The sequence below is a fragment of the Neoalteromonas arenosi genome (assembly GCF_030362855.1).
Classification (GTDB): domain Bacteria; phylum Pseudomonadota; class Gammaproteobacteria; order Enterobacterales; family Alteromonadaceae; genus Alteromonas_E; species Alteromonas_E arenosi.
This window is the reverse complement of sequence record NZ_JAUCBP010000011.1, coordinates 164,675-186,385: the sequence shown is the minus strand read 5'-3', so window position 1 is coordinate 186,385 and position 21,711 is coordinate 164,675. Positions and strand designations below refer to the sequence as shown.

At 47.4% G+C, this 21,711-nt stretch carries 22 protein-coding genes and 1 tRNA gene; 9 read left to right on the top strand and 14 right to left on the bottom strand.

Translation table 11 applies throughout. The annotated features are described in order from the left end of the window. Nucleotide 1 precedes the first annotated feature (1 nt). Together QTP81_RS13425 and QTP81_RS13420 are read right to left on the bottom strand one after the other, a co-directional pair. On the bottom strand, nt 2-1,387 hold the full coding sequence (locus QTP81_RS13425) for a GTPase/DUF3482 domain-containing protein (protein ID WP_289366215.1): 1,386 nt from the start codon (nt 1,385-1,387) through the stop codon (nt 2-4). Continuing rightward, nucleotides 1,384-2,448: a DUF2868 domain-containing protein gene (locus QTP81_RS13420; protein WP_289366213.1), complete on the bottom strand. Its 1,065-nt coding sequence runs from the start codon at nt 2,446-2,448 to the stop codon at nt 1,384-1,386. The genes QTP81_RS13425 and QTP81_RS13420 overlap by 4 nt, the downstream gene beginning before the upstream one ends. A gap of 345 nt (nt 2,449-2,793) precedes the next feature. Here QTP81_RS13420 and pepF point away from each other — a divergent pair, with 345 nt between their 5' ends. Next, entirely contained in the window at nt 2,794-4,683 is a 1,890-nt protein-coding gene (pepF, locus tag QTP81_RS13415; protein ID WP_289366211.1) for an oligoendopeptidase F, read from the top strand. 25 nt (nt 4,684-4,708) lie between these two features. Then, entirely contained in the window at nt 4,709-6,406 is a 1,698-nt protein-coding gene (locus QTP81_RS13410) for a protein adenylyltransferase SelO (protein WP_289366208.1), read from the top strand. A 21-nt stretch (nt 6,407-6,427) separates the two neighbouring features. Here QTP81_RS13410 and QTP81_RS13405 read toward each other — a convergent pair whose 3' ends face one another. From QTP81_RS13405 to QTP81_RS13385, 5 genes are all read right to left on the bottom strand, one after another. Next, nucleotides 6,428-6,994: a GspH/FimT family pseudopilin gene (locus tag QTP81_RS13405; protein ID WP_289366206.1), complete on the bottom strand. Its 567-nt coding sequence runs from the start codon at nt 6,992-6,994 to the stop codon at nt 6,428-6,430. 76 nt (nt 6,995-7,070) lie between these two features. Then, nucleotides 7,071-8,072, bottom strand: coding sequence for an NAD(P)H-dependent glycerol-3-phosphate dehydrogenase (gene gpsA, locus QTP81_RS13400; RefSeq protein WP_289366205.1), 1,002 nt, complete (start codon nt 8,070-8,072; stop codon nt 7,071-7,073). Continuing rightward, the gene (gene secB / locus QTP81_RS13395) at nt 8,072-8,584 is read right to left on the bottom strand and encodes a protein-export chaperone SecB (RefSeq protein ID WP_289366204.1); all 513 of its coding nucleotides are present in this window, start codon (nt 8,582-8,584) and stop codon (nt 8,072-8,074) included. Before secB ends, gpsA begins: the two co-directional genes overlap by 1 nt. Nucleotides 8,585-8,605: 21 nt before the next feature. Continuing rightward, nucleotides 8,606-8,869, bottom strand: a complete 264-nt coding sequence (gene grxC, locus QTP81_RS13390) for a glutaredoxin 3 (protein WP_289366203.1) — start codon at nt 8,867-8,869, stop codon at nt 8,606-8,608. 15 nt (nt 8,870-8,884) lie between these two features. After that, nucleotides 8,885-9,310, bottom strand: a complete 426-nt coding sequence (locus QTP81_RS13385; RefSeq protein WP_289366202.1) for a rhodanese-like domain-containing protein — start codon at nt 9,308-9,310, stop codon at nt 8,885-8,887. Between the two features lie 260 nt (nt 9,311-9,570). On the opposite strand from QTP81_RS13385, the gene gpmI reads away from it, so the two are divergent. Both gpmI and QTP81_RS13375 read left to right on the top strand, forming a co-directional pair. Continuing rightward, nucleotides 9,571-11,115: a 2,3-bisphosphoglycerate-independent phosphoglycerate mutase gene (gene gpmI / locus QTP81_RS13380; protein ID WP_289366200.1), complete on the top strand. Its 1,545-nt coding sequence runs from the start codon at nt 9,571-9,573 to the stop codon at nt 11,113-11,115. Between the two features lie 169 nt (nt 11,116-11,284). Further along, a complete protein-coding gene (locus QTP81_RS13375; RefSeq protein ID WP_289366198.1) occupies nt 11,285-12,382 on the top strand; it encodes a murein hydrolase activator EnvC family protein in 1,098 nt (365 codons plus the stop codon). Between the two features lie 7 nt (nt 12,383-12,389). Here QTP81_RS13375 and QTP81_RS13370 read toward each other — a convergent pair whose 3' ends face one another. Then, the gene (locus QTP81_RS13370) at nt 12,390-13,370 is read right to left on the bottom strand and encodes a threonine/serine dehydratase (protein WP_289366196.1); all 981 of its coding nucleotides are present in this window, start codon (nt 13,368-13,370) and stop codon (nt 12,390-12,392) included. Between the two features lie 134 nt (nt 13,371-13,504). Between QTP81_RS13370 and QTP81_RS13365 the strand changes: the two genes are divergently transcribed. Next, nucleotides 13,505-14,374 (top strand): divergent polysaccharide deacetylase family protein, encoded by an 870-nt coding sequence (locus QTP81_RS13365; RefSeq protein WP_289366195.1) that lies wholly within the window; start codon nt 13,505-13,507, stop codon nt 14,372-14,374. Here QTP81_RS13365 and QTP81_RS13360 read toward each other — a convergent pair. From QTP81_RS13360 to rsgA, 5 genes are all read right to left on the bottom strand, one after another. Then, nucleotides 14,371-15,084 carry a glycerophosphodiester phosphodiesterase gene (locus QTP81_RS13360; RefSeq protein WP_289366193.1) on the bottom strand — a complete coding sequence of 238 codons (714 nt, stop codon included), beginning with the start codon at nt 15,082-15,084 and terminating at the stop codon, nt 14,371-14,373. The two genes, QTP81_RS13365 and QTP81_RS13360, sit on opposite strands and share 4 nt — an antisense overlap. A gap of 20 nt (nt 15,085-15,104) precedes the next feature. Continuing rightward, nucleotides 15,105-15,980, bottom strand: a complete 876-nt coding sequence (locus QTP81_RS13355; RefSeq protein WP_289366191.1) for a DMT family transporter — start codon at nt 15,978-15,980, stop codon at nt 15,105-15,107. Nucleotides 15,981-15,988: 8 nt separating this feature from the next. Beyond that, nucleotides 15,989-16,879 carry an archaetidylserine decarboxylase gene (gene asd / locus QTP81_RS13350; protein ID WP_289366190.1) on the bottom strand — a complete coding sequence of 297 codons (891 nt, stop codon included), beginning with the start codon at nt 16,877-16,879 and terminating at the stop codon, nt 15,989-15,991. 68 nt (nt 16,880-16,947) lie between these two features. Next, the gene (locus QTP81_RS13345) at nt 16,948-17,478 is read right to left on the bottom strand and encodes a CIA30 family protein (protein WP_289366189.1); all 531 of its coding nucleotides are present in this window, start codon (nt 17,476-17,478) and stop codon (nt 16,948-16,950) included. Nucleotides 17,479-17,635: 157 nt separating this feature from the next. Then, entirely contained in the window at nt 17,636-18,682 is a 1,047-nt protein-coding gene (gene rsgA / locus QTP81_RS13340; protein WP_289366188.1) for a small ribosomal subunit biogenesis GTPase RsgA, read from the bottom strand. Between the two features lie 105 nt (nt 18,683-18,787). On the opposite strand from rsgA, the gene orn reads away from it, so the two are divergent. Further along, nucleotides 18,788-19,327 (top strand): oligoribonuclease, encoded by a 540-nt coding sequence (orn, locus tag QTP81_RS13335; protein WP_434532987.1) that lies wholly within the window; start codon nt 18,788-18,790, stop codon nt 19,325-19,327. Between the two features lie 126 nt (nt 19,328-19,453). Next, nucleotides 19,454-19,529, top strand: a tRNA-Gly gene (locus QTP81_RS13330). 107 nt (nt 19,530-19,636) lie between these two features. On the opposite strand, the gene QTP81_RS13325 is transcribed toward QTP81_RS13330, so the two are convergent. Beyond that, nucleotides 19,637-20,386 carry a sugar-binding protein gene (locus QTP81_RS13325; protein ID WP_289366187.1) on the bottom strand — a complete coding sequence of 250 codons (750 nt, stop codon included), beginning with the start codon at nt 20,384-20,386 and terminating at the stop codon, nt 19,637-19,639. 161 nt (nt 20,387-20,547) lie between these two features. On the opposite strand from QTP81_RS13325, the gene QTP81_RS13320 reads away from it, so the two are divergent. Together QTP81_RS13320 and QTP81_RS13315 are read left to right on the top strand one after the other, a co-directional pair. Next, the gene (locus QTP81_RS13320) at nt 20,548-21,045 is read left to right on the top strand and encodes a DUF4442 domain-containing protein (protein WP_289366186.1); all 498 of its coding nucleotides are present in this window, start codon (nt 20,548-20,550) and stop codon (nt 21,043-21,045) included. A 117-nt stretch (nt 21,046-21,162) separates the two neighbouring features. Beyond that, nucleotides 21,163-21,540 carry a MaoP family protein gene (locus QTP81_RS13315; protein WP_289366184.1) on the top strand — a complete coding sequence of 126 codons (378 nt, stop codon included), beginning with the start codon at nt 21,163-21,165 and terminating at the stop codon, nt 21,538-21,540. Nucleotides 21,541-21,711 lie beyond the last annotated feature (171 nt).

Below are 21,711 nucleotides of genomic sequence, written 5' to 3'. Positions count from 1 at the left end.
GCTAGCTTGAGGGTTCATCGAGTTCAAATAGTGGTGCCAGCGTAGCAGCTAGATCATCCACTGATTTTTGTTTCAGTAGTCGCTCGCATGCTTTGTGTAATTCTCTTTGATCCGACTTTTCGAGTTGTTCAACGCGTTGCTTAAAGTCCTCGGCGTTGATGTTTAAGGCACTGCGATTGGCGTGATTTAAGTTGGCTACTTGACGATATAGATGAATAAAGCGCCCCATCACAACATATGGAAAGTTGCGATTTTTAATCGGTCCCACAGTGGCCTGATAGCCGCCAATCGGTAATCCTTTGAGCTTCATTTCGAGTAATTTCGAAGAGCCAAACCACGCGCTGGAGGCACCGATCACACCACCACCGAAAGCGCCTAACATAAAACTGTGACCCGCAACGGCGACATCTAACGCAGCACCGCTGACAGCGCCCGCAATTGTAGCGGCATAGGTGAGCTGCTTTTTGTCGAGTCCCCAGATATACCATTCATCAATATCAAATAGCTCTGGTGGCAATTGCATCTTATCAAGCGATACCTGAGTCTGTTGATGGGCGTATATTTGTAATAACGCGGCGGATGCCTGCTCTTCACGATTCTTGACCCATTGTTTGAACTGCTTCTCGAGCATTGGTTTTACAGCTTCAGCCTGTTGCTTATTCAATACTCGTTGAGTGTGCTGGTGCGCGCAAAGCTCTTCTAACAACTCTACAAGTACTTTAATGGACTCATGCTGCTGTGCTTGCCGTGCGAGTTTAAGATCATTGATGATCGTCTCAATATTGGCCGACCACTGAGGGTTGAGGTGGGCAAAAGTAGCGAGTAATTCGGTATGTTTGTGAAATTCTGCTGCCAAAGGATTGAATACACGCACTGATTTGAAAAACTGGGCCAGTGCATTCTCCCACTCGGGGATACAATCCGTACTGTGAATCGGATTGATTAGGGCCATTGACGGTTGACCGGTCCAGCGCAGTATTTCCATTTCCGCTTCGTACTCACTGCCATAAGGGTGTGAGCCATCGACGACATACAAGATTGCTGCACCTGCTGCGATCGGACGTAACAATTCTACCTCGTCCTTATACATGTGCTGGCATTCGTCCGAAGCGATAAAGCGTTTGATGGTAGCTGCTCGCTCGCTTGCTGAATTGCAATGCTTTTGCAGCCATTGCAATACTTTGCGCGGACGTTGAAATCCCGGGGTGTCGATCAAGGCATAGCTGCCGTGAAGAGTTTCCACTAGATAGCTATGCGCCGTTTCAGTGGTGCCGCTCCGACTTGATATAGCAATATTGTCGTTGCGCGATAAGGTAGAAACGATAGAGGATTTTCCTTTATTCGGATGTCCGACGACAGCAAAGCGAGGGATGTTTTTTGCACTCATTGAACAATTCCTTGGGGCGCTAAATACAGCTGCCAGTTTGGTGCTTGAAGTGTAAATCGGCGCCATTCATCGAGGTATTGGGCGGGAATAGGCAGTGCCGCTTCATGTCGATAGTAAACCGGGCAAAGCACCCCGTGATTGAGGCGCATAAAGTCATGCAGCTCTCCGAGTGGGGGTTCCCATGCTTTGACAAGCACAACGACTGCGGTGTTGTAGCGTTGTTCTAGGTCGATGGCTTTAGCGTTTCCCAATCCCAAAGTCTTAGTTATCTCGAGAGGTAGGTTAGCGTAGTTGAGCAGTACATATTCGGTAGGTAAAACCTGAGTTGGCTCTGCTAAGTCCACAGTTGGTTCTGCCGCGTTCGACGGTGGTAACTTAGATTGCTGCTGGTGAGTAACGCGCCATTTGGCAAATTGAGTAGCCAGATACATGCGACCACAGGTTAACAATATACCTCTTAGTAAGAAGGCATAGGTTATCTGTGTGGCCAGAACAAACAACCACCATTGACCCACGACTTGAGCATTGGCCATGCTATTGAGTAGTCGAGAGTCGCGGGTTTGTTCGAGTAACGTCATAGTCGGCTGTGCTGATTCCCAGAACCACCAAGGAGCTGCCACAACTCGTAAAATGGGCAAAAGATCATCAGCGCTGAGCAGTGTGCTGCGCCATACAAAATTAATATCGGTGGTTAGCAGCAACACGATAAACGCCGCTAAAGACGCAATCGAATAGGCAAGTGCCGCAGCCTGACTTTGGACAAAATACCAAGGTTTGGAAAGCTGCTGGCGTTCTAACATGCGCATATTGGCGCGCTGAGAATTAGTCCAAATGGGTAGGGCCTTGACCAATTTTGCACTATTGATACCGTCGCGGCTGAGCAACCCAACGATTGAAAGCAATGCCCCGAAAAGTGGAACGGCAACAAAAATAAGCAATAAATAGAGTAGGTTAACACGACCGCTAGCATCCCCGTTCATAACGGCCAATGTCAGTAAAAAGCCAAGTGCTGCACTCAAAAAGAGGATTGGCTTAGAAATTTGCGTTGCTGTGTTTGTCACGTCTTTCCTAGACTATTTTGATTCTGGCTATTGAGTGTAACTAAAAGCGGTCAGTTTTGAAGGTTTTAATCGCGCTCAGATGTCGCTCAGCTGTAATAAGTTTGGCAACAAACTCAGATATATAATTCTTCGAACACAATCAGTGGCTGTTAAGCAGTCTAAGACCGATAAGGGCTTAGGCGGCTTACGCAACACACTAGCGTTTATTGTCTGGGTTATTGGGATGAACAAAAAAACGACAAATCTTGTTACGCTTTTGCTTATACACTCACGTGGCTTTTGTGAAATCCGTGCCTTAAGGTTAATGGCTTCTATCACTCAGACATTGAACCGCAGGAATCAAGCATGAAAACGCACTTCAAACGCACCGCTATAAGCCTTATTTGTACAGGGCTGTTAGCATTATCTGGTGGCACATTATTACAGGCTCAAGAGAGTCAATCTGGTATAAATGAGCAATACACATGGGACTTGACCGACTTCTATCCAAGCAAAGAAGCCTGGGAGGCTGAGCTAGCCAGATTGCGCAGTGAAGTCGATTCAATTGCAGCGTATAAGGGCAAGTTAGGTGATAATGCCAGCACGCTGTTAGCGGCTTTAGACGCAGGCTCTGCGTACCGCAAAGAATTACTCAGGGTCTGGACTTACGCATCTAACATTCGCAACACAAATTTGGGTGACCCCAACGGACAAGATATGGTCGGTCGTTTGCAGTCACTTGCGCAAGCCGCAGGTGCAGCATCCAGTTATATGGCACCAGAGCTCGTTGCATTAGGCGCAGAACGGATTGAAGCATTTATTGCTGAAGAGCCTAGTTTGCGTAAACACGCATTATTCTTACGCGATACTTTACGCCAGGGTAAACATGTTCTCTCACCAGAAACAGAGCAAGTCCTGTCGTTGATGGGTACTGCCTTATCAGCATCACAAGGTGCGCGCGACATGCTCGCCAATGCTGAAATTGAGTGGCCGCGGATCACGTTGAGCGATGGTCAAGAAGTGCACCTGACTAACGCGGGATACTCGCTGCACCGCGCAGATCCGGATCGTGAGGATCGGATTGCTGTATTTGATGCTTTCTGGGCGCGTTACAAAGATTTCGAAAGCACATTTGGTGTGACCTTGAACGGCGAAGTACAAGGCAATGTAGCAATGGCCAAAGCACGTAAATATGACAACACCTTACAGTACTTCTTGTCAGGCGATAACATCCCAGAAGAGGTTTACCGCACCTTGGTTAAGGTTACAAACGACCGTATCGGCGTGTTACACCGTTACTTCGAATTGCGTGCTCGTATGTTAGATATTGACGATTTGGGTTACCACGATATTTATCCCAACTTAGTCGAAACTGATTTGACCTTCCCAATCGACGAAACACGCGAGCACATGCTGGCATCAGTGCGTTTATTAGGTGAAGAGTTTTCGGATAAATTTGCCCGTGCCTCTGCCGACCGATGGATGCACGTGTACCCACAGCCTGGCAAGCGCTCGGGGGCGTATATGTCAGGTTCAGCTTATGATGTCCATCCTCTGATCCTTCTGAACCATCAAGACACCTACGGCAGTGCTTCGACCTATGCGCACGAGTGGGGCCATGCAATGCACCAAGTACTTACGAACGAAAACCAACCTTTTGAATTAGCCAATTTCTCCATCTTTACGACTGAGATCGCAGCAATCGCAAAAGAAATTTTACTCCAAGAGCACATGCTTGAGCAGGCACAAAGTGATGATGAGCGTTTGTTCTATTTGGGTTATGCCCTAGAGCAAATGCGCGGCACCTATTTCCGCCAAGTGATGTTCTCAGAGTTTGAGTTGGCGATACACGAGGAAGTAGAGAAAGGTCGTGCATTGACAGGTGCTCGAATGACGGAGATTTACGGAGAAATCTTAAAGCGCTATCACGGTCACGATGAAGGGGTGATGCAGATCACTGAGCGCGAAATGATTGAGTGGGCATATATCCCACACTTCTATTACAACTTTTACGTTTATCAGTATGCAACTTCAATTGCGGGTGCTGCGTATTTTGTTGATCAAATGAAATTAGGCGGTGATGACGCGGTTGATGTTTACTTAGATTTCCTCAAGGCGGGTGGCTCTGATTATCCAGTAGAAATCTTAAAAGGTGCCGGTCTCGATATGGCAAGTCCAGATCCCTACAATGCAGTTATTGACCGGATGGAGGTTGTAATGGACGAAATCGAGGCCATCTTAGATAAACGCAAATAAATCGATAATGGGTATTTGAATTCGAATGACTACTGATGCAAAGGCTAAACAAAGCATTAAAGTAAATAGTGTCAACGACATGGCTCGATTAGTCGACTATTCACTGATGGATACTTTACAGTGTGATCCGCAAGCCAGCGCTGATGGCGAGGAGCATAACCCCAGGCAAGTGTATAGTGGTCATTACGTACCCGTAAAACCAACACCTATTGGCGCAGCAAAATACGTCGCGCACAGCGCTACTTTGTTTGATGAGCTTGGTTTTGCGCAAAGTCTGGCAACAACCCCCGAGTTTGCGCAGCTCTTTACTGGCGACTTAAGTGATGTGCCCGCGCCAATTCGACCAATGGGATGGGCAACAGGTTATGCATTGTCGATTTATGGCACTGAGTACAACCAACAATGTCCGTTTCGCACTGGCAACGGTTACGGCGATGGCCGCGCGATCTCCGTGTTAGAGTTGGTCGCCAATGGCAAGCGTTGGGAAATGCAACTCAAAGGTGGTGGCCGAACGCCCTATTGTCGTGGCGCCGATGGTCGAGCTGTGTTGCGCTCGAGTGTGCGAGAGTTTCTCGCCCAAGAGTATATGCACGCATTAGGCATTCCAACATCGCGGTCATTGTGTTTGTTTGCCTCTACATCCGAGTTTGTTGAACGTCCTTGGTATTCTGAAAATGCATACTCTGAAGACCCAGATACCTTTGTTTCAAATCCAGTTGCAATAACGACTCGCGTGGCGCCTTCGTTTTTACGCGTTGGTCAATTGGAGTTATTCAGCCGCCGGGTGCGTAACAATGCACACGAATCGGCGCGCCATGAGTTGGAAGCGATTGTGGCTCATCTAATCGAACGAGAATATGCCGATGTTATTGACGCCACATTGGACTTCACACAACAGCTAATTGCACTTGCGCGCGAATATCGCAGCCGCCTGACCAAGTTGATGGCAAATTGGATCCGCGTGGGTTACTGCCAGGGTAACTTCAACAGCGACAATTGCGCTGGCGGCGGTTTTACTTTGGATTATGGTCCGTTTGGATTCTGTGAGCAGTTTGATCCGTTCTTTCAGCCTTGGACAGGTGGCGGTGACCACTTCTCATTTCTCAACCAGCCGTTTGCCGCCGAGTTAAACTTCGCAACTTTTTGCTCAACGCTGGAACCATTACTTTCCCCAGATGGCAAAGCAGAGCTTGAAGACATCCGCGGGGCTTTCTCTGCGGAAATGGAGTACGAGCTCAATACGATGTGGGCTGCCAAGCTGGGGCTTATCGAAGTCGAATCAGAGTTTGTCTTGCAATTGTTGAAAATAATGGCCAAGTCATCCGTCGATTACACAATGTTTTTCCGTGAACTGTCGTTCGTTCCCAATGCATTTGACACTTTACTGAAGTGTTTTTATCACCGCCCGAATGGCGAGCGCTTGGCGCAGTGGCAAGCGTGGTTTAAAACGTGGCGAGTGCGGATCGAGCATCAGGGGGATGTGGCTGGTATAGCTGCGCGAATGAAGGAAGTTAATCCTAAGTACACCTGGCGAGAGTGGTTGGTTGTACCCGCCTATCAACAGGCGGCTAGCGGTGACTACAGTCTAATTGCTGAGCTTCAACAAGTGTTTAGTGACCCTTATGGTGAGCAAACCGCAGAGATCGAAGCTAAGTATTACCAATTGAAGCCAGCTGAATTTTTTAATGCCGGCGGTGTGTCGCACTATAGCTGCTCCTCCTAAGTGCGTAATCCACACTCGTGGTCAGACGCAGCCTATCCCAATACCGGGGCGCAACTCATGCACTTCGTCGTGATTGTAGTCTCTACTCAATCGCACTCGGCCTTGTAGGCTGATAACAATGGCCCGTTCTAGCTTTGCTTGAGATTTACTGGGACAGAGTCTAAACGTGGCGGGTGTACTGGAAGCACCATCGCCATAGAACGCCACTATACGTTTCGGACCACTGATATCGATACCTGTGCGAGCTGGCATTGAACCATAAAGCAATTCCTCATTAGCATCTCGTTGTCGATTGTTGTTGCGATCGTGGAAGATAATTTTGGCCACACTCCAGTTGCTGTGGTCACAGTGAACAAAGTCTGCAGCGGGGCATAAAGATATCTGGCGTTGTGTATCGATGGCTAGATGCCGCGCCATGCGGATGGCATAGCTTAGCTCGTTGAGCTCGGCAATGGTGCGTTGGCGCTGAATAAATAGCGTGAGGTTAGGTGCAGCAGTAGTGACAACCACGGTCACTATGCACACGCTAATAAGTAACTCGATTAGGCTCACGCCAGCAGAGCTTAAACGTACCATCAGCCTTTTCATCACGTACCCATGTCGATTGTCATGGGTATCACGATAACCGCTGATATAAGCTTTTATAACTGCATCGAAGACGAGTTTACTCGGAGGTTTGCTCTCGACCCAGTAACGCCATGGCGGCTGATTTTGCTGACTTGCCACGGTATAGGACTTGATAGATTTGTTCGCTGATGGGCATTTCTACCCCCTCACGCTGCGCTAAAATGTGCACTTCTTCAGTGTTGCGATAACCTTCAACGACCTGACCAATACTGTCCATTGCTTCCTGCACAGAATGACCTTGACCGAGTGCGATACCAAAACGACGATTACGCGATTGATTATCAGTGCAGGTCAGCACCAAATCTCCTAAGCCAGCCATACCCATAAAAGTTTCTGGCTGTGCACCGAGTTTTACCCCCAGTCGCGTAAGCTCTGCCAGACCACGAGTGATCAATGCTGTGCGCGCGTTTGCGCCAAACCCCAAACCGTCTGCCAGTCCGGCACCAATTGCGATAACGTTTTTAACCGCGCCGCCTAATTGCACACCAATGAAATCATCGTTGCGATAGACGCGAAATGATTTGGGGCAGTGAAGCTTTGCCGCAAAATCTGTCGCAAGCTGTTCATCTGTTGCCGATAATGAAATAGCCGTTGGCAAACCGGCAACCATTTCCTTGGCAAAGGTCGGTCCCGAAAGAACGGCTAACGGCCGCTCTTGACCGAAGACATCGAATGCAACCTGGCGCAGAAGCCGCCCAGTACCTGGTTCAAGCCCTTTGGTTGCCCAAATGATACGGTGCTCGGGGGTCAGCAACGGTTGCATAGCTTCCAACGTTTGACGAAAGGCATGGCTGGGTACAACAACCAATATATCGCTTGCTGCAGCAAGTGCCTGTTTGAAATCTGCTTCGATATGCAGTGCCTCAGGGAACCTGGCTCCTGGCAAATAACGTTCATTTTGCCGTGCCTGCGCTAAGGCTTGCATATGGGCCGGGTCACGGCCCCATAGGTAGGTATCAATACCATTGCGGGCCAAACAGAACGCCAATGCCGTTCCGTAAGAACCGGCACCGAGAACCGTAACCGCAGATTGATTCATTAAGCGTTAGGAACCTGTGGTTGGTCACCTTGCGCTTGCTGTTCTTGTGCGCGTTTTTGCATGTAGGCTGCAAAAATTGCGTCAAAGTTAACCGGAGCCAAATTAAGCGGTGGGAATGTACCGCGATTTACCATGTTAGATACCGCTTCACGTGCATACGGGAAAAGTAGGTTCGGGCAGTATGCACCTAGCATGTGAGCCTTGTTTTGGTCGGGCATTTCACCAAAGGTAAATAAACCTGCCTGTTGAACTTCGCACAAAAATGCAGTTTCCTCGCCTAGCGATGCTGTTACTGTTACAGCGAGCACAACTTCGTACGTGGTATCGTTTACTTGGTTTGTGCGAGTGTCTAAATCAAGCTTGATTTCGGGCTTCCACTCTTTGGTAAATACGCCTGGAGAATTTGGCGTCTCAAAAGAGATGTCTTTAGTGTAGATGCGCTGAATATTGAATTGTGGCGCTTGATTTTGTTCAGCGGCTGCTGCACCGTTTGCTTGCTGTTCGTCTGCCATTTTACTGCCTGTATATAGTGTTTAAGATGCCGCTTGCAATAGCGGATCAAGTTTATCTTGTGAATCTAATGCGAACATGTCATCACAACCACCGATATGTTGGTCGTTAATAAAGATCTGCGGCACGGTGTAACCACCGTTGGCACGCTCGATCATTTCGTCGCGTAACTCAGGTTTTTGGTCTATGGGGTACTCAATAAAGTCAACGCCTTTGTCACTCAAGAGTGCTTTCGCACGGCGGCAATAGGGGCAATAACCTTTGGTGTATAACTCGACTTTACTCATGAAAAACTCCGAATCTTATTTGCTAACGGGTAGCCCAGCACCTGTCCAAGCGTTAACACCGCCTTTTAAAACAGAAACATTCGGGAACCCAGCTTTAGTTAACTGTAGTGCGGTCTTTCGCGCACTATTACCCATAGCACAAGCTACAATAATGGGTTTACCTTTGTGTTTTTCAAGCTTACTGAAATCTGCCTCACGGATTTCTTCGGGCTTCAATTGACGAGACCCTAAAATATGACCTTTTTTGAAGTCAGCAGGGGGACGAATATCCAAAACCAAGGCATCTTCTTTGTTGATCTGTAAAGTCGCTTCGTGAGTTCCCAGCTCTTTGACAGGCGAGAACGCACTATTGATATAACTGTAAACCAACATTATAGCGAGTATTACCCATGCACCTGAAAGGAACGGGTGGTTACCAGCGAATTCGATGACTTGTTGCATGAATGTTTGCCCTTTCTACCACTGCAAAAAATGAACGCAAAGTATATAGAAAATTCACAGTATTAAAAGCGATCAAAACACAATAGCGCTTCACTATGCCTTCTCGATCTAGGTTTAAACCATTCGTCATAGCAAATCTGTTTCATAAAGACCGCCGAACTGGTATTTTTCGTGCACAATATTTTGCTAAACGCTTTTGCGAATAATCACCATTGCTAATTTAAGCAACCTTGTTCGCGTATTATATATATGAGGAATCTATGAGTCAGTCAGCACCTGTGCGTAAAAAGACCTTGGCACTTTTAATCTTAGATGGTTGGGGCTATCGCGAAGATACCGATAACAATGCTATTGCACATGCCAATACGCCGAATCTAGACCGCTTGTATCAAGAGTTTCCAAATACCTTAATATCTGGCTCTGGCCTAGATGTTGGTTTGCCAGATGGGCAAATGGGCAATAGTGAAGTTGGACACGTGAACTTAGGTGCTGGCCGAGTGGTATACCAAGACTTTACCAAGGTGAGTAAGGCGATAGCTGATGGCGATTTTGACGACAACCCAGTGCTGACCGGCGGTATAGATAAAGCGGTCCAAGATGGTGCAGCAGTACACATTATGGGGCTTTTCTCGCCAGGCGGTGTGCACAGTCATGAAGATCACATTTTTGCCGCATTGAAATTGGCAGTCGCTCGCGGAGCGTCAAAGGTTTATTTGCATGCATTTTTAGATGGTCGTGACACTCCACCACGCAGCGCTAAGGCTAGCCTTGAGAAGGCCGATGCATTGTTTGTTGAACTGGGTACGGGTAAAACTGCCAGCTTAGTGGGCCGTTACTATGCAATGGACCGTGATAACCGTTGGGATCGCGTTGAGCAAGCGTATAATTTGTTGACCTTAGGCCAAGGTGATTACACCGTTAATTCAGCGGTAGAAGGTTTAGAAGCCGCTTACAGCCGTGACGAAGACGATGAATTCGTCAAACCAACAGTCATTGGCGAGAGTGTACCGATAGCAGATAATGACTGCGTGATCTTTATGAATTTCCGTGCTGACCGAGCACGTGAACTGAGTCGCGCTTTTATCGACAATCCATTTGACGGTTTTGAACGTCAAGTCATTCCAGCTCTAGGCGCATTTATCTCTTTGACCGAGTACGCTACCGATATCAAATCACAAGTCGCTTTCCCTTCAGAAGACTTAGTCAATGTAATGGGTGAGTGGTTGTCAAAAAATGATAAAACCCAGTTGCGTATCAGTGAAACTGAGAAATATGCGCATGTAACCTTTTTCTATAGTGGTGGCCGTGAAGATGAATTCAGTGGTGAGAAGCGCGTGCTGATCCCATCACCTGATGTAGCCACCTACGATTTGCAGCCAGAAATGAATTCAGTGAAGCTCACCGACGAGTTAGTGGCAGCGATCGAATCTGGCGAGTTTGATGTTATTGTCTGTAATTTCCCGAATGGTGACATGGTGGGGCACACGGGCAATTTTGATGCTGCAGTAAAAGCTTGTGAAGCAGTAGATGCTGCGATTGGCAGGATTGTAGCGGCGTTAGAGGCACACGGTGGAGAGTGTTTGATCACGGCTGACCACGGCAATGCCGAGCAAATGGTCGACCATCAATCGGGCCAAGCACATACCGCGCACACCAGCGAACCCGTGCCTTTCATTTACTTTGGGCGCGATGCAAAAATGCGCACGGGAGGGACCTTGAGCGATGTTGCACCTACCATGTTGTATCTAATGGGAATGGAACAACCTGCTGAAATGACAGGACAATCGATTGTGAGCTTGAATTAAGGTGTTAAGCACTTTTTTGTTGCGGCTAACTCAGCTAGACTGAGCCGTATAACTCGCATGGAAACAGTCGGTTAACTAGCCGTGTTAAGCAGCAGTGAATAAGCTAAAGAGCACCACGATATCATCCCAAAAAAGCGCCAGCCAGTTGAGGTTGTGCGCTTTATTTTTTGTGCCATCACTACTCATTAGCAGCCCCGTTGCAGCGCAACAAACTGAGCAAGAACTGGAACAGATCCAACAACAGATAGAGCAGACGCAGCAGCAGTTGCGTGAAAAGCAAGCACAAGCTAAGTCGATCGAACAGCAGTTGAAGCAAGCTGAAGTTGCAATTTCTGACACTACTCAAGCGTTAACGCGAACCCGCGCTTCACTGGCAACGAATCGGACGCGTCAAACCGAGTTGTTAGCCCAGCAAACTGAACTCGAAAGTAATATCGAACAGCAACAACAGGCACTTGCTGCGCAAATCAAAAGCGCTTACATGGCGGGTAATTATGATTACGCCAAGATCCTGTTAAACCAAGAAGACGCAGGCACGTTTGAGCGGGTATTGGCATATTATCAGTATGTCAGTAATGCGCGGCGAGATGCGATCGAAGCCTTTCGCGCGGATATCAAAAAGCTCGAGCAAGTTAAAACTGATATTACTGCAGTTATCACTGAACTAAACCAATTACTCGCCACCCAATCACAGCAGCAGGCGCGTTTAACTGAACAACAACAGCAACGAGAAACTGCGTTACAAGCCCTAAACCGTGGGATTCAAACCGATGCCGAGCGCGTAGAACAGTTACAGGCCAGCGCGGAGGCATTATTACAGGCGATTGAACAAGCCCGTATTGATGCTCAGCAACGACCCACGTCGTTTGATGGTCTAACTGATGTTAAAGGTCAATTAGCAATGCCTGCTGATGGGCGTTTTCGCCGTTTGTTTGGTGATCGTCGTCAAGGGCAAGTGCGCTGGACAGGCGTCATCATTGAAGGGAGTGAAGGCAGTCCAATCCGCGCTGTTCATCCGGGCCGTGTTTTGTATGCTGATTGGTTAAAAGGCTTCGGCCTAGTAACCATTGTTGATCACGGCGACGGTTACATGAGTGTCTATGGTCATTCCCAAGCATTGTTAACCCAGCCTGGGGATGTCGTAGTAGCCGGACAAACGATTGGCTTAGTTGGACGCAGTGGCGGTCAAGCGAGCCCTAACTTGTATTTCGAGATCCGCCACAAAGGCAAAGCGCTAAACCCCAGTGCTTGGCTCAAATGGCGTTAGTGCCTTATTAGCCATTTAAGATCTGACAAAACTTGCTGTAGGCAATATTTCGCCCACACACGATAACCGCCGTTTGCTTGTGCGCATATTCTTCACTCAGCGCGAGCGCACCGGCAATTGCAACAGCTGCAGCCCCTTCAATTATTTGCCGCTCGTGCTCGGCCATTTGACGAATGACGGTGGCGATTTGTTGTTCTGAAACGAATACCTGTCTGTCGATCACCTGTTGGCAAAGCTCGAAGGTCACAGCTCCAGGCTCAACATTACCTGCCGTACCATCAGAGAGTGTTGGTTTTTCATCTACGTTAATGATACCGCCGTGCTGCAAACATTTTGCCATCGCCGGAGCGACTTCTGGCCAACAGCCAATAACATCAATGTGTGGATGTTCGGCTTTTAAGTAGCTACCGATACCGCCGATCATACCGCCACCACCGACAGCCACGAAAACGGCATCAAGATCGGGCAGTTGCTCAAGTAATTCAACGGCGATGGTCCCTTGTCCGGCGATAACTTCGGCATCATTATACGGCGATATATAAGTTAACCCCTGTGCCCTTGCCGTAGCTAAAGCCTGCATTTCAGCTTCTAAACAGTCACCATCGACGGTAATGACATTGGCACCTAAACGGGATATTTGCGCTAACTTAAATTCACTGGCAGTTGCTGGCACGTATACCGATGCTTCAATGTTTAATTGTGCGGCAGCAAAGGCACACGCCATACCGTGATTGCCTGAACTGGCGGTTACTATGCCTGCTTGCTGTTCAGAGGCTGAAAGACTCAGTAGTTTGTGCAGCGCGCCGCGATATTTAAATGAGCCAGTATGCTGCATATGTTCGTGTTTTAGGTAAATGTGGCCATGATGCCCGGCACTGAAAAACGGCGAAAACTCTACAGCAGTTTGGTAAGGCGGACATTGGCTCTGACCGAGTATCTGTGCCGCTGACGTAACTTTATCGTGCCATTGTTTGAGCGTAAGTGACATTAACTGTTCCGATAACTTGGAAGATTTATATACAGGCTACCATGGCAATTAATACGTATAAATCGAAAACAATACTGACTCAACTCGCAATTGCTAACAGGCATTGATATTCTTTGAGCCGATGGAGGGCACTTGTGCGATTTTTGACTTTACTTACACTACTGACGGTAGCATTAACGGCATTGGCTGATGGTGATTTGGATCACGCTGCTGTGCTACCCAAAGTCGCAATCGTCATTGATGATATGGGATATCGTCAGTCGGATAGTCACGCATTTTCGTTGCCAACCCATGTCACGTTTGCGATTTTGCCGCACACTCTCCAGTCTAAAAAATTCTCTGAACAAGCCTATCAAGAAGGTCGCACCGTGATTTTACACTTGCCGATGGAAACGCAGCGGCCGCGCAATCTAGGTGAGGGGGCATTGGTAGATAGCATGGATCGACAAATGATGGTCGATACCTTCAACCAAGCGTTAGCCACTGTGCCGCATGCGCAAGGTGTGAACAATCACATGGGCAGTAAATTGACACAGCTGACACTGCCGATGACTATTCTGATGCAAACCTTACAAGACCAAGACCTCTTCTTTATGGATAGTCGGACTACTCGCTACAGTAAGGCATTTCGGATCGCTAATCAGACCGGTGTCCCGGCCGTACAACGGCGAGTATTTCTCGATCACGAAATAACGGAAGCGTTTATTGATGAGCAATTTGATCGCTTGATCCGGCTAGCGCATAAATACGGCCATGCAATTGGCATTGGCCATCCACACCCGCTAACAGTAGAACGGTTAAATGCGCGTTTACAACAACACTACAATGTCGAATTTGTTAGTTTGGCGAAGTTAGTGGCAACACTTCACCCAAATGCTGGGCTTGGCCTACGCTTTGCGCACAGTGAGCAAAAGACTGATACAGAGCGTTCGGCTCCGCAGCGCGAAAACGTCGCTATCGACGATGCCAGCAAAGTTGTTACTACACTCTCACCGTCCAATTAAGCCTTGCGTTTGTCAAGATACGCTTGCGCTTTTCCAGGGTGATTACAAAACACGGCGTCTACGCCGATTTGCTGCAACCAAATAAGGTCTGCTGACTCGTCAACAGTGTATACCGCCACTTTGAGTCCACGTTTATGCGCATCGCTGACAATCGCCAGGTCTACCACATCAGCATCGATGTTAAACCACTGGCATCCCATTCTTGCTGCCTGCTCTGCTCGATTAAGCAGATATGAGGCGGTTAACCAGCCTCGCGTGTAATGTGCTGCAATCTGATGAATTTCATCGAGATAACCGTGATGAAATGAAGAGATCAAAAGCTGTGTAGGCGCAATGTTTGCCGCTTTGCAATGTTGAACCAGATAATCACAGAAATGGCGCATATTCGGTATGGATTTAAGTTCAAGATTCAGTAAGTGATTGCGCCAGTCAAGCGTGAGTACTTGCGCCAAAGTGGGAATATATTGGGTTTCGCTGTTGTGCTCACCGACCGGAGTATCTAACAATTCAGCCAATGACATTTGGTCTAGTCGTTTTGCCAGGCCAGCGGTGCGGGTTAACCAGCGGTCGTGAATAAGTATGTATTCATCTTCACAGGCGAAAACGTCAACTTCAACACCGCATATAGGTAATTTAAGTGCCAGCTGAATCGCAGCTAAGGTATTTTCGGGGGCTTCACCACTGACTCCCCGATGGGCAAACACTTGCATTACGCGCTCCTAAATTGTACTTAACTTTCTACTGCTGGCTGACGTTGATGTGCATTAATCGTTTCGTACACAGATGCAGAAATAACCAAAAGGCCACCAAACAACGTTGTCCATGTAGGATTTTCGTTCAATACAATAATAGCCAGTATTACGCCGTACAAGGGCTGCATACAAGCAATTAACGAAAACGTCTTAGCGCGAAGATACTGTAAACTCGTCGCCACCAAAGCATGAGGTACAGCGGTAAACAAGGTGCCGAGCACTATCATTTGTAGCCACATGGTATGGGTTGATGCAAAAAATTCCGGCGAAACAAACAGCAGTAAGCATACACATACCACTAATATTTGGTATGCCATGGCCTTTGCGCCACCGTAATGGGCGAAATGTTTGCGATGCAGAATGTTTCTTATTGCGTATAAGATTGCTGACGCGACACCAATGAGCACACCTAAGGTCACGTCATTCTCAACACTAGTGTCAGGCACAATTAAATAGATGCCAAACAACACGACCAGAGCACTGACCACATCTTGCCAAGCGAGGGAAAAGCGCTCGAAAAAAGGCTCGATTAACACGGTGATCACCGGAAAGGTAAATAAAGCGATCATCCCTACTGACACTCCCGCGTATTGCATCGCGGCAAAATAACTGGTCCAGTGAGCGGCCATCAAGGCACCCAAGCCAATTGCGATGAAGTAACAACGGCGTGATTGCAGTTTTAGGCTGGATTGCGTCAGGCCAATAAATACGAACAATAAAATACAGGCGAACAAAGAGCGACCGAAGGTAATGTCGATAGCATTGAGCGGTATTATATTGGAGAACAACGAGGCGGCGCTGAGCAAGATAACCGTTAAGTGCAGCGATATTAAGCTGCGTTTAACCGGATCCATAAGTGCGCTTAGGCCTCAGCGTCAGTGGTCGATGCTTGCTGTTCTAAAACTGAGGCGAATGGCGTGCCCAAACGCGTGACGTCACCAGGCTGCATACTTTCAAGCGCAACCCGATTAGGTTCAAAACAGGCCACGATGGTAGAGCCGAGTTTAAATAAACCCATCTCCATTCCTTTTTGCAGCGTAACCGCATTTTCACCGGTTGTGTCATACTGCCAATGCACTACGTTCGGTCCAGCTGGTGGCGTAACGGTTCCCGCCCAGACAGTCGCAATACTTGCAACGATGGTGGCGCCAACCAATACAATGGCCATCTTGCCAACGTCAGTATCGAAAATAGCGACAACGCGCTCATTACGCGCAAACAAGCCGGGCACATTTTCAGCTGTTAGCGGATTGACTGAAAACAAATCGCCGGGCACGTAGACCATATCGGTAAGCACACCATCGATTGGCATGTGAATGCGGTGGTAATCGCGCGGTGATAAATAAATCGTAGCAAAGTCACCGTTCTTGAATGGTTGTGCAATTGAAGGGTCACCACCAAGTAACGCGGTCAAACTGTATTCATGGCCCTTGGCTTGAAAAATGGCATCGTCTTTGATTGGGCCGCATTGACTAACGGCTCCGTCTACTGCGTGCACTAACACGTTTTCATCAGCCACTATTGGGCGAGCACCTGACTTTAACTCACGGGTGAAGAAGTCATTAAAGGTCTTGTAGCTCTCTGGATCCGGATTTGCAGCCTCGCTCATATCCACATTGAACTGTTTGATAAACAGCTTAATCAGACCTGTTGTTAATGAGCCTGCCTGCGCTGCAGCTAAGCCGCCAACCAAGCGCGAGATTAAATGCTTGGGCAAGACATACTGTAAATTCACTTTAAGCCAATTGATCACAAAAGAAACTCCAAAACAATAACGCGCGAATTGTACACCATTTTGCTCTTCGCACGTGAACTTAAGTGTTATGAGTCAGTCTTGTTGGCTATATCGACTGTGTTTGTTTGGGCAATAGACATTATGTTCAAGGCAAAATGCCCTGGGGTTTTATCCGCCAGCATAAAACCCAGTTGCTGAACATCCTCAAATGCTAATGGCGCTGCATTGGTCACGATGCGACCACGCCACTGCGGTGTGAAGTCTTTCGTTGTGAACTGCACAACAGTGGTGGCTTCGGGAGGCGTGGCAAAGGTTGCTACGTAAGCCACTCCATCGAGTTGCCGATTGGTACGCAGTCGAAACTGGTAGGTGCGTCCATCACCTTGGACGGTAAGCTCGATAGCTTTGTTACTACTTAACCCAAGCGGTTCGGGGATACGACGTATAGAGGCAAATCCACCGTTGTTTTCGAGCGATAACAAACCGCTGAAGCGCGTACCCGTTGGTGTTGGTTCGATATGCGCTACTGAGCGCCCTCCCATAACGGTATCATTGATGATAACCCAATTATCTAACTCGGTTGGGTCGGTAAAGGTGATGACTGCTGTTTTTGCCATGGTGATTCCGCTGACGCCTAAAAGCACTATAACTTGTGCGCTCCGCACGACCATTCGTGTGGTTAAGAGCGCGTCATAAAAACTGGCTTTAAGGCCCATAAAAGTATGCCTTTGAAACGACTAATAGGCATTTATAAGAGCTAATCGATGACTTCGATCAAGATTTCGGGGCAGTTTCGGCGTGGCTGGGACGATTTTCATCGAGGCTGGCGATAATGCGATGATAGCTGTCAAATCTGGCTTGCGTTATCTTACCGTCTTCAACCGCTTGACGAATAATACAACCGGGGTCGTTCAGGTGTTTGCAGTCGCGAAATTTACAACCGCCAAGGTAATCGCGAAATTCAACAAAGCCCCGGGTGATCTGTTCGACAGGAATATGCCACAGGCCAAACTCACGAACACCGGGAGAATCAATCAAATCACCCCCCGATGGGAAATGCAGCAGCTTGGCTGTGGTGGTTGTGTGTTGCCCAAGGCCAGATGTATCTGAAATGGCACCCGTAAGCTCATCAGCGTCGGGTAGCAGTACATTGATAATACTGGACTTGCCGACCCCACTTTGACCGACAAACACACTCACTTTGTTATTGAGTACAGCTTGAAGTGGCAGCATGCCAGTTTCGGTTTTACAGCTGGTATAAACCACGGGATAGCCTAAATCGCGGTAAACCTGAAGTTCAGTCTCAACTGTTTGACGCTCTTCATCGGTTAACAAATCAATCTTATTGATGACAATTACCGCTGGTATTCCCGTTTCTTCACAGGCAACTAAATAGCGGTCGATAATATGGGTTGAAAGGTCGGGCCGAATTGAGCTGACGACGATAATTTGGTCAATGTTTGCTGCGATGGGTTTGATACCATCGTAAAAATCAGGACGTGACAAAAGTGACTGCCGGTCATGCACCAGTTCAATCACACCTTCCATACCACCAGAACTGTCTTGCTCTGTACTGATCTCGACGCGGTCACCGCAGACTATCGAGTCGATTGAACGACGAATATGGCAGCGCAGCGTTTGCTCGCGCTCAATCTCTACATCTGCATGCTGTCCGAAACGACCAGTAACCGTACCTGCAAGCCAATTCTGCGAGTCTGTGGCAGCAACTTCTTGTGAGTCGTTGCGCTGGTCTATACGTCGTTGGCGATTGGCTTTGATCCGACGTTTTTGCTGTTGGGTAAGGTGGCGCTTCTTCTTCACTCGTCAATATTCGTTGGCTGATTAGCCCTTACATGTTAACGTTTGCAGCGATTAGATACCACGCTATTTTTAGGTGGCAGTATTACTGTAAGGGTGACGGTGCATATGAATGATCAAAACTTAGTTTGGATAGATATGGAAATGACCGGCCTAGATCCGGACACATGTGTTGTGTTGGAGATTGCCACTATTGTTACTGATCCACAGCTAAACATTATTGCTGAGGGACCGGTAATTGCGGTGCATCAACCTGACAGTGTATTGGATAATATGGACCCTTGGTGTATCGATACGCACGGTAAGACTGGACTCACTGAGCGCTGTCGCGCGAGCACTGTAGACGAGGCCGCAGCAGCACAGCAAACCATTGCTTTTCTGCAGCAATATGTGGGCAAGGGGAAATCACCTTTGTGTGGCAATACGATCGGTCAAGACCGCCGTTTTATGGTTAAGTACATGCCAGAGCTCGAGGATTATTTTCATTATCGCAGCGTCGATGTCAGTTCAATCAAAGAGCTTGTCGCGCGCTGGAAACCTGAAGTGCTAGATGGCTTCAAGAAAAAAAATGTGCACTTGGCATTAGATGACATTCGCGAGTCAATTGCTGAGCTGCAGTATTATCGAGAGCACGTTTTTTCAATCTAATTTGCTTGCAATTTGTCCATTCAAACTAAAAATTTTGCCGAAGATGATTTTTTTTGCAAAATTCGGTTGCGTTGCAGCAATATTTTTGTAAAATGCGCACCTCTTCGAAAGAAGACACCTCTTTAAGCGGGAATAGCTCAGTTGGTAGAGCACAACCTTGCCAAGGTTGGGGTCGCGAGTTCGAGTCTCGTTTCCCGCTCCAAATTTCTATCTCTAGAATTTCAAATTAATCAATTTTGTTGCTAGCGACCCTGTGGGCCGCGACCGGAAGCCGGGTAGTGCTCTGCTCGAATAGGCTAGCTTGCCTTTCTAAGGTATGAGTTTTAATCGGTCGAAAACAGACGCATCGATATAACCTCGATTTTTATCGCCTTCGACAGCTTCAATAGGGTGTGAGCCGATAAAGTTCTCCCGATGTTTACTGCCATCATTATCACAGTAGGCCAGCATAAAGCCCATCTCTTTGTTAGCACTTAGTGCTATGGGTTGGGTTGGGCGCTTGTGATGAAAGTCATCGGCGTAGATGTTGATCTTGAGCTCCCACGTGATCATGAATGGCGCTGATGCAGCACGAAGCCACTGACTGTCGATATGATCATTTAACACTATTGGTGTTCCGCCTCCTTGTTCATCAGGGCCGATATCAGAGACCTGATTATCTAATCCCACATGATAGGCAAATGCATTGTAATCATTCAGATGGATACCACCTGACGCATCGGCATCGATAAAAATTTCCAGACAGTCGTCATCCCAATAGGCGATTTTAGGATCTGGGTTTTGGTCAAACAGCACATCGTCTTGAATTTCAGCGAGTAGATATAAGGCATTCTCATCCCAAGCCAGTTTGTAGCGACCGGAAAAATCGCTCTTCGCTGGTAAATCACCAATGATAGGGAAATCGATAGGATACCAAGAGGCATTTTGCCATACAGTGTCAGTGCCACTGCCATCGATAGTCGGAGCGGTCTTTGCAAATATGGCTTCATCTGCATTTGCTTGTACACAGAGTAAGCCAATACTCACTACCAGACCTGCTTTATGCCATGCTCTTTGCATTTACTCCTCCTCCAATTGACTTATTGATACACACTTCAGAATCTTGAGTGCTTAGGCTGCGTACGAAACTATCATAATGGTATTTTCATGCCCCGCGAAGAGTTGTTGCATTCTTTCTGACTTTTAGTTAGCGTCAACTGGTCAAACCAGAGGTCGTATTTATGTCTAGTTCCAACCCCCTTCGTCAATTTGTTATCAAGGTCAATCGGTACCCAAGTTGGTTGAGCCGTCGTCTACTTACATGGTTATTTCGCAGTAAAGTGAAATTAGTGGGCACGGTCGGTCTCGAAATTCTCAAGACGGATCTCAAGTCAGTGGTATTTCGGCAAAAAAATCGCAAAAAAGTCCAAAACCACATTGGTAGTGTTCATGCTGCAGGGATGGCGCTGTTAGCTGAATCTGCAACGGGATTTATCGTGGGCGTTAACTTGCCAGGCGACAAGTTACCGCTGATGAAAAGTATGAATCTAAAGTATGTGAAGCGTGCCTCTGGTGACATGCAAGCGGTCGCAGAATTATCTGATGAACAACTAGCGATGTTACAGCGTGATGAGAAAGGCGAGGTGACAGTCAAAGTAACCGTCACTGATGCTGCTAATATAGAGCCGGTTGTTTGTGAAATGATTTGGGCGTGGATACCAAAAAATCAGAAAAAATAATAGCTTAGCGCTGTCACACAAAATTCATCAAAAAGTTGTTTGACAGCGCGCGATTTTAGCCCTAAAACACAAGCTGATGACATAGTCCTTCACTCTTTTTTTAGGATGGTAATTGTTATGGCGAATACAACTCGACTTGATTTGCTAAAGCGCATGTTCAGCGACCCCAAGAACTACCCTTACGGATTTTCTCGCTCCGGTGATTTTTCTATCAACGAAAGTAAAGCTCTTTCCCAGTATGGGTGCTTAATGGCGGCTTTAGTCGATGGCAAGATTGAACCGGAAACGGATGAAGATCACGAATTTTTAAAAGCGGCGTACGGTCAGCAAGAGCCTAAGACGGCGATTGAGAAGGCATGGGTCAGATACCAACGTCGGATCAACCGGCCTAAAACCGGCAGTATTTACGGTTCAAGTAAAGTGTCTAGCAATGATGACGATGACGATAGCGTGACCGACATCGAAGATTCCGACATTATTACTGATGATGTTTAAGCGGATGAAAATTTCGTTTAATTGTAAATAATATGTAAATTCATCCCAAAATGCCGAGGTTTGCTCGGCATTATTAGGATGCTCATCCTAAAATATCCCTATATTGGGATATGTGTCTCACTTTTATCTAAATATCGGTTTTATTGCTCCGATGCTGTCGGTATAGTCCTT

What these genes read in the sequence shown, in the direction of transcription:
- QTP81_RS13425 (WP_289366215.1), bottom strand. Translation starts at nt 1,387, where the DNA reads ATGAGTGCAAAAAACATCCCTCGCTTTGCTGTCGTCGGACATCCGAAT.
- pepF (WP_289366211.1), top strand. Translation starts at nt 2,794, where the DNA reads ATGAAAACGCACTTCAAACGCACCGCTATAAGCCTTATTTGTACAGGG.
- QTP81_RS13410 (WP_289366208.1), top strand. Translation starts at nt 4,709, where the DNA reads ATGACTACTGATGCAAAGGCTAAACAAAGCATTAAAGTAAATAGTGTC.
- QTP81_RS13405 (WP_289366206.1), bottom strand. Translation starts at nt 6,994, where the DNA reads ATGAAAAGGCTGATGGTACGTTTAAGCTCTGCTGGCGTGAGCCTAATC.
- gpsA (WP_289366205.1), bottom strand. Translation starts at nt 8,072, where the DNA reads ATGAATCAATCTGCGGTTACGGTTCTCGGTGCCGGTTCTTACGGAACG.
- secB (WP_289366204.1), bottom strand. Translation starts at nt 8,584, where the DNA reads ATGGCAGACGAACAGCAAGCAAACGGTGCAGCAGCCGCTGAACAAAAT.
- grxC (WP_289366203.1), bottom strand. Translation starts at nt 8,869, where the DNA reads ATGAGTAAAGTCGAGTTATACACCAAAGGTTATTGCCCCTATTGCCGC.
- QTP81_RS13385 (WP_289366202.1), bottom strand. Translation starts at nt 9,310, where the DNA reads ATGCAACAAGTCATCGAATTCGCTGGTAACCACCCGTTCCTTTCAGGT.
- gpmI (WP_289366200.1), top strand. Translation starts at nt 9,571, where the DNA reads ATGAGTCAGTCAGCACCTGTGCGTAAAAAGACCTTGGCACTTTTAATC.
- QTP81_RS13370 (WP_289366196.1), bottom strand. Translation starts at nt 13,370, where the DNA reads ATGTCACTTACGCTCAAACAATGGCACGATAAAGTTACGTCAGCGGCA.
- QTP81_RS13360 (WP_289366193.1), bottom strand. Translation starts at nt 15,084, where the DNA reads ATGCAAGTGTTTGCCCATCGGGGAGTCAGTGGTGAAGCCCCCGAAAAT.
- QTP81_RS13355 (WP_289366191.1), bottom strand. Translation starts at nt 15,980, where the DNA reads ATGGATCCGGTTAAACGCAGCTTAATATCGCTGCACTTAACGGTTATC.
- QTP81_RS13345 (WP_289366189.1), bottom strand. Translation starts at nt 17,478, where the DNA reads ATGGCAAAAACAGCAGTCATCACCTTTACCGACCCAACCGAGTTAGAT.
- orn (WP_434532987.1), top strand. Translation starts at nt 18,788, where the DNA reads ATGAATGATCAAAACTTAGTTTGGATAGATATGGAAATGACCGGCCTA.
- QTP81_RS13325 (WP_289366187.1), bottom strand. Translation starts at nt 20,386, where the DNA reads ATGCAAAGAGCATGGCATAAAGCAGGTCTGGTAGTGAGTATTGGCTTA.
- QTP81_RS13320 (WP_289366186.1), top strand. Translation starts at nt 20,548, where the DNA reads ATGTCTAGTTCCAACCCCCTTCGTCAATTTGTTATCAAGGTCAATCGG.
- QTP81_RS13315 (WP_289366184.1), top strand. Translation starts at nt 21,163, where the DNA reads ATGGCGAATACAACTCGACTTGATTTGCTAAAGCGCATGTTCAGCGAC.